Source organism: Komagataeibacter rhaeticus (assembly GCF_003207855.1).
GTDB lineage: Bacteria > Pseudomonadota > Alphaproteobacteria > Acetobacterales > Acetobacteraceae > Komagataeibacter > Komagataeibacter rhaeticus.
In genome coordinates, this window is sequence record NZ_NKTZ01000010.1 from 24585 (window position 1) to 41327 (window position 16743).

Here is a 16743-nt window from a genome sequence, read left to right on the forward strand (position 1 = left end):
CGGACCCTGACCCGTCATGCCCTGACCCGTCATGCCCTGACCTGTCACATAACGACCTGTCACGCCCTGACCTGTCATCACGCCATGGCCGCCCCATTGCCGACCCCAACCGGAAGCTCCGCCGCATGACCGACCCGATGCCCCGCCCCCTGTCCGAAATCGCAAGCTATCACGCCCATGTCTATTTTGACGGCGCGCAGGCCCGCGCGCTGGCGGCACGCCTGCGTGAACAGATTGCCGCGCGCTTTGCCGTCAGGCTGGGCCAGTGGCATGAACACGCGGTCGGCCCGCATGTGGCCCCGATGTACCAGGTGGCCTTTGACCAGGCCGCGTTCGCCCGCCTGGTGCCGTGGCTCATGCTCAACCACGCGGGCCTGAGCATCCTGATCCACCCCGGCACCACCAACCCCCGGCGTGACCATATACGCGACGGGCTATGGATCGGCCGCCCCCGCGCCCTGCTGGCCGACCGCCTGCCCGAGCACACCGACACGCCCGACCAGCCGGGGGAGGTCAATACCCAGCCGGACCCTGCGGCGGTTATCTGACAGGCCCGGCAATCAGGTCCAGCAGCGCCTCCGCCGCCGGGCTGCGGTAGCGTTCCCTGTGGCGCAGGCCGTAAAACGCGCGCTGGCCCAGCGCCTGTGGCACGGCATGCAGGCTGCCCGCCGCCAGTGCCGGGGCCACCACCAGGGCGGATAGCGCGCTGATCCCCGCCCCGGCCTCCACCGCCGTGCGCACGCTTTCGTTGGAAGGCAGGACAAGGCTGACCGCAAGCCCGCCGGGGTCGATGCCGCGCTGGCGCAGATACCCCTCCAGTGTTGCGCGCGTGCCCGAACCCGCCTCCCGCATTACCCATGTGGCCGCGCGCAGCCACCCGGCATCCACCTCACCGGGCAGGCAGGGCGTGGGGCCGACCAGCAGCATGCGGTCATGCGCCAGCGGCCACTGCGCCAGCGCGGGGTCATCCACCACCGCTTCGACAATGCCCAGGTCCACCATCCCCTCACGCACCTGGCGGGCGGCTTCATGAGTGTTGGTAATGCCCAGTTCCACCGCAATCAGCGGGTAGTGCTGGCGGAAGCGGACAAGGACGGGCGGCAGCCAGTAGGCCGCAATGGTCTGGCTGGCCACAACCCGCAGCGTGCCGCGCTTCAGCCCGGCAAAGGCATCCAGCATGTGTTCCGCCGCCGTGGCGCGCGCCAGCACCGCACGCGCTTCGGGCAGGAACAGCGCGCCAGCACCGGTCAGCCTTATGCCGCGCCCCACACGGTGGAACAGCTTCACGCCGTGGCGGGCCTCCAGCGCCGCGATGGCGGCGGACACGGCGGATTGCGTGACATGCAGCGCACGGGCGGCGGCGGTTACGTGCTCGCGTTCGGCCACGGCAATGAAAAGGCGGAGCTGTTCCAGGGTCATGGCCGCATCCTGGCACAATCAATCGTTTATTGCGATTGGAATGACAGGAATAATGCGTTGGAGTGATGGGTTGCCCCGGCACTAGGGTGCGCGGCGAAAGGAAACCCGCCATGATCCCCCACCCCTGCCCCCGGCCCGCACAGGCGCACCTGCGCCGCCTCCTGCCCGGCATTGCGCTGTGCGCGTCGATCGCGGTGCTGGCCCGCGGGCTGGAGGCGGCGCAGATACGCCTGTGCGGCCGGGTATGGCTGGAGGCACTCAACACCGCCCTGCTGCTGGGCGTGGGCGTGCGGACGTGCCTGCGGCCCGGCGCGGTGTGGGTGCCGGGCATAAAATGCTGCGCGCGCACGCTGCTGAACGTGGCCATCATGTGCATGGGGGCATCCTTCAGCATGGGGGCGGTGCTGCGGGCGGGGCCGGGGCTGCTGGCGGCGGTGGCGGGCATGGTGGTGTTCAGCCTGTCCTTTACCTGCGCCGTGGGGTGGCTGGTCGGGCTGTCCGCCACCCGGACGCTGCTGGTGGCGTGTGGCAATGCCATATGTGGCAATTCCGCCATCATGGCCGCCGCCCCGGTCATCCATGCGCGTGAGGAGGACGTGGGCGCAACCATCGCCTTTACCGCGGCGGGCGGGCTGGTGGTGGTGGTGGGCCTGCCGCTGCTTGGCCCCCTGCTGCATCTGGGCGGGGCGGCCCATGGCGTGCTGGCGGGGCTGACGGTCTACGCGGTGCCGCAGGTGATGGCCGCCGCCGCCCCGTTCGGGCCGGTGGCGGTGCAGGCTGGCATGCTGGTCAAGCTGATGCGGGTGCTCATGCTGGGGCCGGTCTGTGCCGTGCTGTCGGTATTGCGCGCGCGGATGGCGCGGACGGGTCCGGCACGGGGGAGGGTACGGGTCGTGCCATGGTATGTCACCGGCTTCGGGGCCATGATGGGGCTGCGGGCCATGGGGCTGCTGCCACCGGGAATGGCGGCCGCGCTGGCCATGATGGCAACGGGGCTGACGGTACTGGCCATGGCGGCGCTGGGGCTGGGGGTACAGGCGGGCGCGGTGCTGCGCGCGGGGCGGCCGCTGGCGCTGACGGTTGTGTTCTCGCTGCTGGGCCTGATGGGGGCGGCCCTGGTGCTGGTGCGCGGCATGGGCTGATGCGTCCCGCGGGTCGCCGGCGCAGGCCATAGGGCGCTTGCCTGCGGCCACCCCGTGCGGCAAAGCAGGAGCATGTCCCCCTTGCGTACCTGCCGCCGCCATATCCGCGTTCTTGCCGCCTCCCCCACCGGGGGGGCGCTGGCGCTGCTGCTGGCCGCGCTGCTGGGCCTTGGCATGGCCAACAGCCCGTGGCGGGGGGTGTGGCAGGCCGTGGTGGCGCTGCCGCTGCGGCTGGGAATACTGGGGGCGCATGGCCCGGCCACGCTGGGGGCGTGGGTCTCGGACGGGCTGATGGCGCTGTTCTTCGCGCTGGTCATTGTGGAAATACGCAGGGAAATGGCATCGGGGCACCTGTCCTCTCCCCGGCAGGTGGCGTTGCCGCTGGTGGGGGCGGTGGGGGGCATGGTGGTGCCCGCGCTGGTCTATCTGGCGGTAACGTGGGGCAATGCGGCGGCCATGCGGGGCTGGGCCATTCCGGTGGCGACCGATGCCGCCTTTACCCTGCCCGTGGTGCTGGCGCTTGGCCCGCGCGTGGCACCCGCGGCCCGGACATGGCTTATGGCGCTGGCCATTTTTGACGATATCCTGGGCATCATCGTGATTGTGCTGTTCTACGGCACGGCGGTGTACTGGCCTGCCCTGCTGGCGGCGGCACTTGCCACGCTGGGGCTGGCCGGGGCCGGGCGCGCGGGGGTGCGGGGGCCGTGGCCCTATGTGCTGGGCGGCGGGGTGCTGTGGGTGGCCCTGCTGGCATCGGGGCTGCACCCGACGCTGGCGGGGGTGGTGGCGGGGCTGTGCCTGCCCGCCACGGCCGCGCCCGGCCGCCCCACGCCGCTGGACCGCGCGGCCCACGCGCTGGCGCCCGTGGTGACATGGGCGGTGCTGCCGCTGTTCGCCTTCATGAATACCGGGATTTCACTGGCCGGGACGCGGGTGGAAATGCTGCTGCAGCCCGTGCCGCTGGGTGTGATGCTGGGGCTGGTGGTGGGCAAGCCCGTGGGTGTGCTGGGGGCGACCATGCTGGCCACGCGGCTGCGGCTGGCCCCGCTGCCCGTGGGCACGCCGCCGGGCATGCTGTTCGGGCTGTGCCTGCTGTGCGGGATCGGCTTTACCATCAGCCTGTTCATGGCGGACCAGGCATTTGCCGCACCCGGACTGGCCGACATGGCCAGGCTGGGCATATTTGCAGGGTCCGCCCTGTCCGCGCTGGCGGGATGGGTATGGCTGCGCATGGTACCGGCCCCTGCCCCGGCCCGGCGGCCGGGATAGGCCGCATGCGCCTGCTCCCCCCATGTCGTCACACCCTGGCCGCCGGGCTGCTGGCGGCGGCCCTTGCGGATACGCCATGTAGCGTCAAAGGGTTCCGCCAGACCGGACAGACGTGAAGGTCAGGCCGGGGCCAGGCGCATCATCTCCCCCGCGTGCCGGAACCGGCCCAGGGCGTGCGCAGCCAGCGCCGGTACCGGGCCACGGGCCATGATGTCCGGCCTTACTGGTCAGCCGAGCCCGGCTGTTCGATAATGACCCGCATGCCCCATGTCTTCCCGCCATCGGTGGTTGTCAGCACGACCTGATAGGTTCCGTTATTGGGGATGATGATGTGATCCAGTGGCGTATCCGTTGATGGCCAGGTGATGTTCTTGTCATCATAATGCTTTAACGACACGGTCATCGGCACGACCGGCGCCGCCGTGATGCCGCTTATGATGGCGGCTTTCTGGATGTCCTTGGGCAGCAGGGTCCCGATCGCCCTGATGTCGATATCGCCGCCACGGTTGGAGGGCAGGCTCAGGATGGCGGAGATGCAGGTCTCGTATTCCCTGTAGCTCTCGCTGGTGCAGGGTGTCTGGACGGTCACGCTGGCCGGGGTGCCATCAGGAAGCCTGACGTCCGTTGCATGGGCCTGGCCGGCCAGCAGAAGCGCCGGAACAAGGGCAAGAAAACGTTTACTCATGGCACGCGACACCTTACGGCAGATTCGGACAACGCTCACAACCCTATCCAGTACTCCAGATCGTCTCCCCTGCACAGGATGCGACGGGACCATCCGGTTGGTTAACACATTATTTTATCATGGGACATATCCCGCGAAAATTCCCCTCATGCGCCGCGCGGGCGTCATGGCTTACGTTATTTTAATAATGTCGCATGCCCCACCCCGGCGCCCCGGTGCATGCGCCCGGATACGGGCCATATCACTGAAAACCATGCCTGAAATGACGGCAGCCGCCATCGCGGCCACCGCCGGATAAAAAACGGGGCGGTTACAATCCACGAAATTTGCATGCTAGCATGACACGGTGCAATCAGCTCAGCCCGTAAGGCCCGGTACCCGGCCACTATCGAAAAACAGTCAAGATAAAGCGGTACGTCGTTCAAGAGATGCAGAGTTCCCTTCTTATGAAAAAATTCACGGTGGTGCCGCTCGTTCTTCTGCTGGGTGGATGTTACGGCGTTGGCTCCCAGAGACTGGACCGTGATCAACTTGACTATTCCCAGGCGCTGATCGGATCATCCAAGCAGCAGACACTCCTGAACGTCGTCCGCCTGCGCTATGCCGACACACCGGGTTTCCTGGACACGACCCAGCTGATTTCCGGCTACCAGCTGCAGCGCAACATTTCCATCGGCGTCGGTTCGGATTCCAATCCGGTCCGGCCCGCCGGGGCTATCGGGGCACAGATACAGGAAAGCCCGACCTTCACCTTCCAGCCCGTTACGGGCGATGCCTATGCGCAGAGCTTCCTGCGCCCGCTGCCACCCGGCAGCCTGCTGCCGCTGGCCATGGGCGGGCTGCCCATAGATATCCTGTTCCGCCTGTCGGTCCAGTCGGTCAACCTGATCAACAACGTGGGGGCCATAGGGGGCGATGTTGGCAGGGGATCGCCCGAGTTTTTTGAACTCATCTATGATCTCCGCCGGTTGCAGATCGCGGGCCTGCTGGGCATCCAGCTTGAACATAGCGAGGAAATACCGGGCAAGACACCAGCCTTTGACCGGGTGTTCCTGACGGTCTCGTCAACGACCGACCCGATCCTGTCCGACGTGGTGAAGGCAACACGGCGTTTTTTTGAAATGGGCCCGAATGACGAGCGCGTGGAGGTCATATACGGGGCAGGCAGGCCGCAGCGTGGCCAGGTCAGGCTGCTGACCCGCACGATGCTTGGCGTACTGGGGCAGATTGCCTACCAGATCGACGTGCCACAGGAAGATATTGATTCAGGACGCACCCTGCCCAAGGTCATCCTGATCGGACGCAATACGAAGCCAACGGTTTTTGTCCATGTCAGTAACGAACGGCCGCGACTTTCTTTTGTAACGATAAAATACAATAACAAATTCTATTATATTTCGGATACGGACTTCCCCAGCAAGCTGGGGTTCACGATGCTGCAGATCCTGATGGAACTGTCAAAAACCACCAAGAACCCGGGCGCCGTGCTGACCATACCGGTCAACGGGTAACTGCCACCGGCGGCACGCGGGCCGCGCCGGGTTGCCAGCCCCCGCCATGCCGGGCACGCCATCACGCCTGGCCACGGCGGGAACACCGCGCCGCGGCCCGGACGCCGCGGCGTGTAAAGGCCGCGGGGATCAGTCCCCCGCGGCCCCCAGCGTGGGATAGTCGATATAGCCTTCCGGCCCGTGGGTATAGAACGTGGCGGGATCGGGCGGTGTAAGCGGCGCACCCGCGCGCAGGCGTTCGGGCAGGTCGGGATTGGCAATGAAGGCCTGGCCAAAGGCAATGGCGTCGGCCCGGCCGTCTTCCACCGCCTTTTCGGCGCTTTCGGGGGTGAAGCGCTCATTGGCGATATACACGCCGCCAAACTGCTTTTTAAGCTGCGGGCCAAGGCTGTCCGGCCCTTCAGCTTCGCGCGCGCAGATGAAGGCAATGCCGCGCCGCCCCAGTTCGCCCGCCACATAGCCAAATGTGGCGGCGGGATTGGAATCCCCCATGTCATGCGCATCGCAGCGCGGGGCCAGGTGCATGCCCACCCGGTCGGCACCCCAGACGCCAATGGCGGCGTCGGTCACCTCCAGCATCAGGCGGGCACGGTTTTCAATCGACCCGCCATACCGGTCGGTGCGGTGATTGGTGGAATCCTGCAGGAACTGGTCCAGCAGGTAGCCGTTGGCGCCATGAATTTCCACCCCGTCAAACCCGGCCACCTTCGCCAGTTCCGCGCCACGGCGGAAGGCGGCGACGATGCCCGCAATCTCCCCCGTTTCCAGCGCGCGGGGGGTGACGTAATCACGCAGGGGGCGCAGCAGGCTGACATGCCCCTTCGCCGCGATGGCGCTGGGGGCCACCGGGGCCTCGCCATTCAGGAAATACGGGTCCGAGATCCGGCCCACATGCCACAACTGCATGAAGATGCGCCCGCCCGCCGCATGCACGGCGGATGTGACCTTCTTCCACCCTTCCGCCTGTTCGGGGGTCCAGATGCCGGGCACGTCCTCGTATCCGATGCCCTGCGGGGTGACGGGGGTTGCTTCCGACAGGATCAGCCCCGCCAGCGCGCGCTGGGCATAGTATTCGGCCATCAGGTCGTTGGGGATGTGGGTGCTGCCCGAACGCAGGCGGGTCAGCGGCGCCATGACCACGCGGTTGGGCAGCGTCAGCGCCCCGACCTTGAGCGGGGTGAACAGGGTTGGCATGTCATATCCTCCACGGTTCGTTGTCGCGCGGATGATGGGCGCATCACCGCACGCCCGCAAGCCCCCGCCCCATGCGCAGGCAGGCGGCCTGCCGCATCCCGGCTTCGGGGAAAAAACCCGTCCATGCGGCCTTGCCACCCGATGCAGGGATTCATCCCGGCCCCTCGGGCGGTGGCAGGGCCTGGCGGATGGCGGTGGAATAATCCGCCCCGATCACCGCCCCCGGCGCGCGCCGGATGCGGCTTGCGGCGTGCAGCGCGGCATAATCGGGGTAGCGCTTTGCATCATACGGGCCAAGCAGGTCCATGTCATAGGCCATGTCGGCCGTGTGGCCGCTCAGGATCACGCGCCAGTCCAGCCGGTAGCGCAGCCTTGCCCCCGCGCGCGCCAGGATGCCGGTGGTGCAGTTGTCGGTCAGGGTGTTGTACCAGACCGGGTGGCGGGTGATGTCGTGAATGGCGGCCACATAGCTCAGGAACAGCCGCGTACGCACTTCGGGCCGCAGGTCCAGCCGGTACAGGTACACCCGCTCGCGCCGCACATCGGTGCGCACGCCAATCAGGTCACGCTCATCGGCGGTCACGTAGAACAGTTCGTAATGGTGGAAGAACCCGGCAATGGTGGAATAGGGAAAACGCGCCTGCCGCCGCGTCTCGATGGAGATGGCCAGGTGCTGCCCGTCACTGAAGCCAAAGCTCAGGAACACATGGGCAATGTTCTCCCCCGCCCAGTAGGAGGTGACAAGGTCCACGCTGTCCAGCCGGTTCAGGTCATAGCTGGCATCGTACCACGCGGGCAGGTAATCATTGACCGTGCGGTAGCGGAAATTGCGCACGTTGCGCACATGGATCACATCGCCCGTGCGCCAGGTATCGGCGGGGATGGCGTATTCCCCGGCCCAGACCCGGTCATTGCGCGGCGGGTCGGTCACGTACCACACGCCCGCCATCACCCCCAGCGCCGCCCGCACGCCGTGGCGCGCACAGGCCCCGCGCAGCCACCCCGCCCCCAGCATGCAGGCGGGAAAGGCCACCGCCAGCCCAACCCGCAGCGCATCGGGCAGGATGGTGGAATAATATAGCGCCCCCGTGCCCAGCGCCGTGCCCACGCCCCCCGCGATCCGCCCCGCCCATGGCCCGACGGCCGCCCGGCGGCCCGCCCTCATGGCCCGGCCAGCCGGGCGGGTGTGACGGACAGGCCCGGATTGGCGGCAAGCTGTTCAAGCAGGATGCGCTGCACCTCGGCTATGGTCAGGGGGTTGGACTGGGTGGAATGCTCCGAATTGCGGACAACCAGTTCGGATTCCACGCCGGGAATATGCGCGCTTTCATAGGACACCACGCCATCATCGGCATGGGCCAGGTCACGCGGGTTGCCGCACACGGGTATGATGGAATGGGTGTGCACATCGGCCACGATGGGAATGGTGGGCAGCGTGCGCATGAACGCGCTGCGTGGCGACATGGCGTAAACGCTGCCCAGGCGGGGAATGCTGTTGCGCAGGTGCGTGCTGTCGCCCGCCGCACTGGTCACGATCTCACGCGCGGTTTCCGTTACACTCAATGGCAGGCTGGCCATGCCCCCGATCAGGCGGGCCACCGACAGCCCGGCCAGGTAGCTGCCATGCTGGGGGGTGGAGATGAACACCACGCGCTCGATTTCCGGCATGGGGGTGGGGAACATCGTCTTTTCCACCAGCGCGCGGGTCTTCGCATCCAGATGGAAGGACGAAAGCGGGCGCCCCGCCGTGCCGTCCCACAGCCGGCTGCCGGGGTCGATCACCAGCATGCGCGCAAGCAGCCCCCCCTGGCTGTGGCCCACCAGCGTGATGTGCCCCAGCGCCGGGTCCGCCGCAACGCCGCCCAGATCCGCCACCGCCTGTTCAATGGCATGGCGCAGCTGCCAGGCGGAATAGGGTATGGGACTGGCGGTGGCGTAGGAGAAGAACCAGAAGTCAAAATGGTTGCGGATGGCCGGGTCTTCCAGCAGGTCGTTGACCATGCTGGCCCAGCGGTACGGGCTGGAGGCGGTGCCATGCACGAATATCACCGGCATGCTGCCCCGGTGGCGCGGCGTCATGGCCACCAGGCGCGGGCGGGTGCCGTCAAAGGTCGTGCCATCAAAAAAGCCCCGGTATTCCTTCGTGCCCAGCGCGGTATCAACCAGGCTTAGCGCGCGGCCCGCCGTCTGGTCATACGCCACCGGCACCCGTGCCGTGCCAATGGGGGTGGTGGCGGTGCCCTGTTCCATCACGCGCAGCACCAGCCGCCCGTGCAGCCGCGTGCCCAGCACCTGCGCGCGCGGGCTGTCCAGTTCCATAAGCAGGCTGGCGGGCATGCGCAGCCGGTCGGACACGCTGAAGCTGCCATCGGGCACGGCCGCCGCGTCCGGCACGGGGGCGGCGGGGGCCGTGGGATCGGGACGGGCCTGCACGGTCAGGGCCTCCCCCAGGCCGGGGGTGCGGTAGATGTTGTTGATGCCGCTTACGCCCATCGTGGCGGTGGGGCGGATATTGTCCAGCACGCGGCCGTGCCAGTGCAGCTGCGCGGGATCGGCCACAAGATCGATCGTGCCAAAGGGCAGCGCCAGGTGCTGGTCCGCCACCGTGACCGACGCGCCGAAGGCCGCCGCCAGCCCCAGGTTGTACAGGTCCCCCGCCTGCCGGAAGCGCGGGTCATATCCGTCCGGCCCGCCCGCCTGCCCCGGCTGCAGATAGGCATAGGCATAGACGGCGGCGGCCAGGAAATCCTGAGGCCGGTGATGGCGCAGCCCCTGCCGGTAGCTGAGTTCGGCCAGCGCGAACAGCACGTCCGCCCCGTCATCATGGCCCGACGCCTGCGTACGCAGGGTGGCGATGGCGCGGTCGGGGCTGGCGCGCCACAGGGCCAGAAGCGCGTGGCGGCGCAGCACGATCAGCGTGCTGTCACCGGGCCTGCCGCCCTGCAGGGCGGTGCGCGCGCCCTCACGGTAACTGTGCACCAGCGAGACCTGCCGCACGCTGACCGGCCCCGCACAGCCCGCAAGCCCCGCCAGCGCCAGCAGGCAGGCAATCCGGGACGCGCGACCCGCGCGGGCGGTGGGGGGCAGGGCTGTGCGCGTTTCGGTCCATTTCATGGGGCAAGGTTAAGCACCAGTTCGGGCCAGTGGGAAGATAGGATGGGAAGAAGGGGACGCAAAGAGGGTGTTGACAGCCCCGCCCCCCTGGCGTGCATGGTGGGGTGATGCAGCAGCCCTTTACCTGCGCCAATGCGCGCTACCGCACCGATACGGGCACGGGCCACCCCCATGGCGCGGGACAGGCACGGGGCAGCGTGCTGCCCGCCCCGCTGGTCACCCGCGCCGATACGGGCGATACATTATGGCTGGAATACGTGGCCGGGCCGGAAGGCCGGGTGTTCTGGCTGATGTGGTACGACGCCAGCGGCCAGCCGCGCCTGACCCACAGCGCGGTGATGGACCGGGCCAACATGCAGGTCATGCTGCACCGGCTGAGCCATGGGGGGCACGGGCCGGCCCGGCCTGCTGTGGCAGCGGTTTCAGGGTAGGCCGCCTGCCCCCGCACCGGGGCGGCGCGTTCGGAATACGGGCTTTTCTGGCAGCCACCGGCCACGGCGCCGCGCCGCCCTGCCCAACCAGTGAAGGACACGACATGACCCCGCCTTTCCCGCCCCGCAGGCACCACGGCCCGCGGGCCGTCATGGCCCTGACCGCCCTGTCCGCCGCCCTGGCGGGCCTGTGCGGCCCGGATCTGGCGCATGCCGCCCCCGCGCGCACCGGCATGGCCAACCCGGCTTCGGTTTACTGCCAGCAGCGCGGCGGCACGCTGGAACTGCGCCACACGCCACGGGGGGTGACCGGCTGGTGCCATCTGCCCGATGGCACGGTGGTGGAGGAATGGGCCCTGCTGCGCCGCCAGTACCCTTTGTCCACCCCCACACCCTGACGGCGCGGCCGGGATGAACCGCCGCCGCGCGCCCCTGCCCATCCTGCCCCTGCCCAGCCTGCCCGTGCCCGCCCTGCCCATGCCCGCCCTGCCCATGCTGGTGCTGCTTGTGCCGGTCCTGCTGGTGCCGGGCGGCTGCACCGATGCGCTGATGGCGCGCAACCTGCCCCCGCAGCAGGACTGTGCCCGGCGCGGCGGCGCATGGCAGGTGACGGACCAGGGCCATACCGGCCTGTGCCGCCTGCCGCCGGGCAGCCGGGTTGCGGGATGGGTGGTGGGATAGCACACGGGGCGCTGGCCCCGGCGGCGGCCATGCAACCCCGTCCCCGGCCGCCCGTTCTGGTGGGCATGCCAACGGAGGAAAACGTGTCCATTCCCTTCCCTGCCCTGCGGCGGCTCCCGGCCGCATCCCGCCCCCTTGCCCTTCTGGCCCTGTGCGCGGGGCTGGCCCTGCCACTGGCCGCCTGCACCGGCAGGATTGGCGAGGACGCCTGCTTTTCCTGCGCGGCGGAAAAGAAAGCCGCCAGCACCGATACCGCGCAGGCCACCCCCACCACCCTCCCGGTGGGACAGGGCACGGGCGACCAGCCGGGCTCATCCCGCCCGGCGTCCCAGGCCCGCGGGCCGGGCGTGGCCACCGCGCCGGGCCTGTAGCCCCGCCGCCATGCCCGTGGCGGGACAGGCCCGTGGCGTCACATCCCCATCGTGTCACACCAATGTGTTCGCCCGCCGTCCCGCCGGGCTGAACCCCTGCCCCGCCCGCCACGTTGACCCCATGCCAGCCAGTCGGGGCGCACACCCCCTACAGACACGGCCGGGCATGGCCTGCCACGGCGGACGCGACAGGCCACGGGACGGGACGACGGCAGACCGGGGCAGGACACACCGCCTGCCGGCCACGGCGCAGACAAGACGGGCCACAAGCCCGCGCGCCCGGCCCCCCACCCGCCTGCATGCCGGAACGCCATGCAGGGCTGGTAGATGCGTGTTCCATGACTGTCACACCCGCTATTGCTGCAGGAGGCCCACCATGGCCATCACACGTAATGTAGCCCATCTGACCACCCGCATCGGAGATTTCCTGACCGGCGCGCAGGGGGACCGTTCCGGCGCGCTTTCGGTGCTGAATGACATACTCGGCCCCCTGCCCGCGCCCGAACACCCCAGCATGCTGGAAAACCGGGCCGAGGCCGCCGGCCTGCTGCCCACCATCCGCGCCTGGCAGGAACACGCGCAGAGCCCGCCCGCCGATGAGGCCACGATCCACGCGCTGTTCCGCCCGGCGGAGCTGGAACGGTTTTCCACCCAGACCGGGCTGTCCGAACCTGCGGCGATGAACATCCTGCGCGAAATGCTGCCCACCGCCGTGCGCCACCGCGCGGTAACCGCACAGGCCAGCCGCGCCGCCCCGCCGGTGCAGTAACCCCGGCCCGTTCGGGCCATACCGGCACCAGGCCGGGATACGGGCCACCACCTGCCCGCCCGCACGGGGTCCACCCCGCCGCGTGGCGGGCTTTTTCATGCATAAGCGGCCCTGCCGGCCGGACGATGCGATATCGCAACATGTCCGTGAATTTTTCAGGATGGGGGACTGGATTTTTTTATACTGGTCAGATTATATGAAAAACGGAATGAAACAGTTCTCCATGCAGGAAAATATGGCCTGTATCCGTTTTTTTTAATAGCGAGCGGCTTGTGACAGATATTTTCTATAGTAGATATTTTGACGCCCTGCAGGCATGCAGGGGCCACTCCAGGGATGATACTGTCGAACGCAATGGAATATCCGGCGAGGCCCTGAATGACCGGTATGGACCCGATCTTGATAATATCTATACTTTCCTGAAAAAACTGGCCCACAGGGTCGCACTGTGCGCGGACGGCCTGAATGACGGCCGGGCCGGTTACCTGGAATGGCATAACGACAAAGGCATGCCGAAACGGATCGATTCCGAAACAGGATTCAATACCGAGCCATGGATCCGTCTCTACCCCCACGTCGCAACCGACAAGGTGGCATACCGGCTGAGGATTACCACCAACCTGAATGGCAGGTCCGTGCGGGCCTTCACGCTTGGCATGCTGGCAGCCAGCCCCAGGATGAAGTCTGTGGCGCTTGAGGAAGTCGACGCCAGTGAACTGGCCGATGCCAGTGGCAACATATCCATGGATACGCTTGTGAAATGGTGCTGCGGGGCCATGACAAAACTTCCGGCCTATACCAGCCCGTTCAAAAAGATCGAAGACAATACAAGCCTGCTCCAGTCCGCCACGTAGAAAGTCATGGAACAGCCGCTGAACGTCATTTATTACGGCCCCCCCGGCACAGGCAAGACCCACAAGGTGCAGGGCATCATCGAGAGGATGCGCAAGGATGGTGAAAGGGAGGATGATTTTTACCGTTTCGTGACGTTCCACCCCTCCTACGCCTATGAAGATTTTGTGGAGGGCATCCGCCCGGGCGTGACGGAAAACGGACAGGTCGATTACAGCGTCAAGGACGGCGTGTTCAAGGAACTGTGCAACCAGGCGCGCGAAAACCCCACCCAGCCCTATGTCATGGTCATCGATGAGATAAACCGGGGCAACATCAGCAGCATATTCGGGGAACTGATCACCCTGATCGAGCAGAGCAAGCGCGAATTCATGCCCGGCGGGCTGAGTGTCACGCTGCCCTATTCGCAGGAGAAGTTCTCGGTACCCGCCAATGTATTCATTTATGGCACCATGAATACGGCCGACCGTTCGCTTACCCTGATCGACACGGCGCTGCGCCGCCGCTTTGAATTCGTGGAAGTCAGCCCCGATCCCGCGCTGCTCGACAAACTGATGGTTCCGGGCGCCAGCAAAGAAAAACCCATCAATATCCGGCGCATGCTGGAAGAAATGAACAGGCGCCTGGAGCTGCTGTATGACCATGACCATACCATCGGCCACGCCTATTTCACTGAACTGTGCAAGCTGCGGGAAGACATGCGCTTTGAGCGGCTGTCGCGGATCATGGAGAAAAAGATCATTCCCCTGCTGGAGGAATACTTCTTTGATGACCTGAAAAAAGCCGCCATCGTGCTGGGCGACAACCGGAAAAGCGATCGCGACTGCCGGTTCCTGATTACGGGCAGCACGGCAGAAGACCGCGAAATACTGGACGAAGCCGGCAGGTCCGTCCACGCCACCTGCAAGCGCAACGCGAAAGCCCTGAACAACCCCGATGCCTATATCGGCATATACGAAACATCGGGCGCGGAGGGCCAGAAAAAGGCATGACACGGGATACGCCCGATCCGTCCGGAAACCCGTTTTATGAATATGAAATCGTAACGCTTGACCGCTGCAGGGCAACCTATGACGATGATCAGGCCACGATGGTATTCGAATGGCTGAAGCACGAAGGCCGCGCCGGCGGCCGCGCCCTGCCCCGGCAGCATGACACCAGATCCGACCCATGGGTCGGCACGCCCTTCCAGCACCGCATGATGGTGGACGGGCGCTGGCAGGTGGTGGATGCGGTCAGGTTTTCAAGCTGGGTCGGTGTGGTGCGCACGCCCTGCGGGGCCCAGATCGAGATCCTGCCCAAGACGGGCAATGACAGGGGGGCGGACAGGAAAGCGGCGCCTGCCAACACACGCAGGCAGTTCATACAGATGCTGGCCTGCCTGCCGGAAATGCAGCATATCCGCCATCCCCTGCGGGCACTTGTGGACACGCAGATGGATATGCCGCTGGGTGACATATTCCTCAGCGCCTTCCTGCACAGCGTGGCCGGCCTTCTGGGCCGGGGCATGCGGCGTGATTATGTCCGGCACGAAGACAACCTGCCCACCCTGCGTGGCAGGCTGTGCATGGCCGCGCAGATGCGCCACAACCTGATCCGCCGTGACCGCTTTTACACCCGCCATGACGAATTCAGCGCCAACAGGGCGGAAAACAGGCTGATCCACACCGCCCTGCTCCGCGTGCTGGAAATGGCGGGAACGGACGCCAACCACAGCCTGACGCGCCGGCTGCTGGTGGCGTTTGATGGCGTGCCCCTGTCCACCGATATTGCCCGTGACATGGAACTGGTTCGGCATGAGCGGGACATGCATTACTATCACGAAGCCCTGTCCTGGACGGTGTTCATCCTCAACGACCTGTTCCCCCTGACCGCGCGGACAAGGAAAAACACGGACACGCAGCACGAAGCCGCCTTCATGCTCTTCCCCATGGAATGCGTGTTTGAAAAGGCGGTGGCCGTGGCGCTGGCCACCCAGATGCCGCAGGGCTACCGGCTGGAGGAACAGTTCACGTCACGCCATCTGGTCACCTGCCTGCCAAAGGCGGGACAGGAACCGGAACAGCGCTTTTCCCTCAGGCCCGACATGGTGGTGCTGCAGCCTGACAGCCGTACGGTCTGCATGGTGCTGGACACAAAGTGGAAACGCCCCGTACCTGACGCCTCCGTTCCCCTGGCCTTCCGTGACAGCTGGATAAACCAGAGTGACATGTACCAGATGAAGGCCTATGGTGATAATTACCTGAACGAGGGCAATGGTCCCGTTGTGCTGGTCTACCCCCGCACCAACAACTTCATTACGGCATCGCAACCCTTTATCTTCAACAGCGCCGACGGCACCGTGGCCGATATGGAAGACAGGCTGCAACTATGGCTTGTGCCCTTCTGCCTGGACCGGCACATCCTTGTCCTGCCCGATGCGGACGGCAAGGCGGAAAAGGACATGCCGCCTGCGGAAAATGCCCCCCGCCCGCTTGATTTCGGGCAGTTTATTACCGACACGCCCGCCCGGCGCTATCAGCTGGGCCTGGACATGGGCAGGGCGGACTGACGCTGGCACGCCGCCGCGCCTGCCCCGGTGGGCGTGCCCCGATTAGCATATACCGGTTAGCATGCACCGGTTACCATGCCCTGGGGCCACTACCGGGCGGGGTGGCGGAAACAGCCGGGTTCATGGTCATGCACCATGCCGGCCGCCTGCATCCAGGCATAGGCAATGACCGGCCCCACAAACCGGAACCCCCGCGCCCGTAGCGCCACAGCCATTGCATGGGACAGCGGTGAGGACGCCAGTACCCGCCCCGACAGGTTGCGCACCGGTGCCGCGGGCACCATGCCCCATGCAAAACGGGCAAAATCCTCCCCCCCATCGCGCATGGCCACATAGGCGCGGGCATTGCCAATGGTGGCGCGGATCTTGGCGCGCGCGCGGATGATGCGCGGGTCCGCCATCAGCCGTTCCTCATCCGCCGCATCAAAGCGGGCCACGCGGTCGGGGTCGAAACCGGCAAAGGCGGCGCGCAGCCCCTCGCGCCGCCGCAGCACCGTGCGCCATGACAGCCCGGCCTGAAAGCTTTCCAGCACCAGCATTTCCCACAGCATGCGGCTGTCATGCACGGGCTGGCCCCATTCGTGGTCGTGATAGGCCATCATCATCGCATCCGCCTGTGCCCAGGCGCAGCGCGGGCGGGTGGGGTCGGGTGCGGGAGTAATGGCCATGCAATGATCCATAATAAAAAGAATAAAAGTTTTTGGTGAAGCTTTTTCCAAAAAGCTCCAGAGAACGCCGCCTTTTTGAAAAAAGG

General features: G+C 66.4%; 18 protein-coding genes. 12 read left to right on the forward strand and 6 right to left on the reverse strand.

What is annotated here, in order from left to right; genetic code table 11:
* Positions 1 to 125 precede the first annotated feature (125 nt).
* Positions 126 to 548 carry a DOPA 4,5-dioxygenase family protein gene (locus CFR78_RS10550; RefSeq protein WP_034932208.1) on the forward strand — a complete coding sequence of 141 codons (423 nt, stop codon included), beginning with the start codon at positions 126 to 128 and terminating at the stop codon, positions 546 to 548.
* Here CFR78_RS10550 and CFR78_RS10555 read toward each other — a convergent pair.
* Positions 541 to 1419, reverse strand: a complete 879-nt coding sequence (locus tag CFR78_RS10555; RefSeq protein WP_007398446.1) for a LysR substrate-binding domain-containing protein — start codon at positions 1417 to 1419, stop codon at positions 541 to 543. The two genes, CFR78_RS10550 and CFR78_RS10555, sit on opposite strands and share 8 nt — an antisense overlap.
* Before the next feature lie 110 nt (positions 1420 to 1529).
* On the opposite strand from CFR78_RS10555, the gene CFR78_RS10560 reads away from it, so the two are divergent.
* A complete protein-coding gene (locus tag CFR78_RS10560; protein ID WP_051672132.1) occupies positions 1530 to 2561 on the forward strand; it encodes a YeiH family protein in 1032 nt (343 codons plus the stop codon).
* A gap of 81 nt (positions 2562 to 2642) precedes the next feature.
* The gene (gene nhaA / locus CFR78_RS10565) at positions 2643 to 3830 is read left to right on the forward strand and encodes a Na+/H+ antiporter NhaA (protein ID WP_240471462.1); all 1188 of its coding nucleotides are present in this window, start codon (positions 2643 to 2645) and stop codon (positions 3828 to 3830) included.
* Positions 3831 to 4050: 220 nt separating this feature from the next.
* On the opposite strand, the gene CFR78_RS10570 is transcribed toward nhaA, so the two are convergent.
* Entirely contained in the window at positions 4051 to 4515 is a 465-nt protein-coding gene (locus CFR78_RS10570; RefSeq protein ID WP_007398443.1) for a hypothetical protein, read from the reverse strand.
* Positions 4516 to 4961: 446 nt separating this feature from the next.
* Here CFR78_RS10570 and CFR78_RS10575 point away from each other — a divergent pair, with 446 nt between their 5' ends.
* Positions 4962 to 6026, forward strand: coding sequence for a hypothetical protein (locus tag CFR78_RS10575; protein WP_034932192.1), 1065 nt, complete (start codon positions 4962 to 4964; stop codon positions 6024 to 6026).
* Positions 6027 to 6155: 129 nt separating this feature from the next.
* On the opposite strand, the gene CFR78_RS10580 is transcribed toward CFR78_RS10575, so the two are convergent.
* The 3 genes from CFR78_RS10580 to CFR78_RS10590 form a co-directional block, all read right to left on the reverse strand.
* Entirely contained in the window at positions 6156 to 7220 is a 1065-nt protein-coding gene (locus CFR78_RS10580; RefSeq protein WP_034932211.1) for an alkene reductase, read from the reverse strand.
* Positions 7221 to 7371: 151 nt separating this feature from the next.
* Positions 7372 to 8385: an Lnb N-terminal periplasmic domain-containing protein gene (locus CFR78_RS10585; protein WP_034932194.1), complete on the reverse strand. Its 1014-nt coding sequence runs from the start codon at positions 8383 to 8385 to the stop codon at positions 7372 to 7374.
* Positions 8382 to 10334, reverse strand: coding sequence for an esterase/lipase family protein (locus CFR78_RS10590; RefSeq protein WP_051672134.1), 1953 nt, complete (start codon positions 10332 to 10334; stop codon positions 8382 to 8384). Before CFR78_RS10590 ends, CFR78_RS10585 begins: the two co-directional genes overlap by 4 nt.
* A gap of 107 nt (positions 10335 to 10441) precedes the next feature.
* On the opposite strand from CFR78_RS10590, the gene CFR78_RS10595 reads away from it, so the two are divergent.
* From CFR78_RS10595 to CFR78_RS10630, 8 genes are all read left to right on the forward strand, one after another.
* Positions 10442 to 10765: a hypothetical protein gene (locus CFR78_RS10595; RefSeq protein WP_034932196.1), complete on the forward strand. Its 324-nt coding sequence runs from the start codon at positions 10442 to 10444 to the stop codon at positions 10763 to 10765.
* Positions 10766 to 10869: 104 nt separating this feature from the next.
* Positions 10870 to 11163: a putative hemolysin gene (locus CFR78_RS10600; RefSeq protein WP_223846676.1), complete on the forward strand. Its 294-nt coding sequence runs from the start codon at positions 10870 to 10872 to the stop codon at positions 11161 to 11163.
* A 13-nt stretch (positions 11164 to 11176) separates the two neighbouring features.
* Complete coding sequence (locus tag CFR78_RS10605) at positions 11177 to 11446, forward strand: hypothetical protein (protein ID WP_051672135.1); 270 nt, start codon at positions 11177 to 11179, stop codon at positions 11444 to 11446.
* 29 nt (positions 11447 to 11475) lie between these two features.
* Positions 11476 to 11817 carry a hypothetical protein gene (locus CFR78_RS10610; protein WP_139064284.1) on the forward strand — a complete coding sequence of 114 codons (342 nt, stop codon included), beginning with the start codon at positions 11476 to 11478 and terminating at the stop codon, positions 11815 to 11817.
* Positions 11818 to 12193: 376 nt separating this feature from the next.
* Positions 12194 to 12586, forward strand: coding sequence for a hypothetical protein (locus tag CFR78_RS10615; RefSeq protein ID WP_007398434.1), 393 nt, complete (start codon positions 12194 to 12196; stop codon positions 12584 to 12586).
* A gap of 509 nt (positions 12587 to 13095) precedes the next feature.
* Positions 13096 to 13440, forward strand: coding sequence for a hypothetical protein (locus CFR78_RS16015; RefSeq protein ID WP_146221277.1), 345 nt, complete (start codon positions 13096 to 13098; stop codon positions 13438 to 13440).
* A gap of 6 nt (positions 13441 to 13446) precedes the next feature.
* Positions 13447 to 14430, forward strand: a complete 984-nt coding sequence (locus tag CFR78_RS10625; RefSeq protein WP_051672137.1) for an McrB family protein — start codon at positions 13447 to 13449, stop codon at positions 14428 to 14430.
* The gene (locus tag CFR78_RS10630) at positions 14427 to 15989 is read left to right on the forward strand and encodes an McrC family protein (protein ID WP_051672138.1); all 1563 of its coding nucleotides are present in this window, start codon (positions 14427 to 14429) and stop codon (positions 15987 to 15989) included. The genes CFR78_RS10625 and CFR78_RS10630 overlap by 4 nt, the downstream gene beginning before the upstream one ends.
* Positions 15990 to 16078: 89 nt before the next feature.
* Here the strand turns inward: CFR78_RS10630 and CFR78_RS10635 are convergent, their stop codons facing one another.
* Positions 16079 to 16657 (reverse strand): DNA-3-methyladenine glycosylase I, encoded by a 579-nt coding sequence (locus CFR78_RS10635; RefSeq protein WP_223846675.1) that lies wholly within the window; start codon positions 16655 to 16657, stop codon positions 16079 to 16081.
* Between the last annotated feature and the right edge of the window lie 86 nt (positions 16658 to 16743).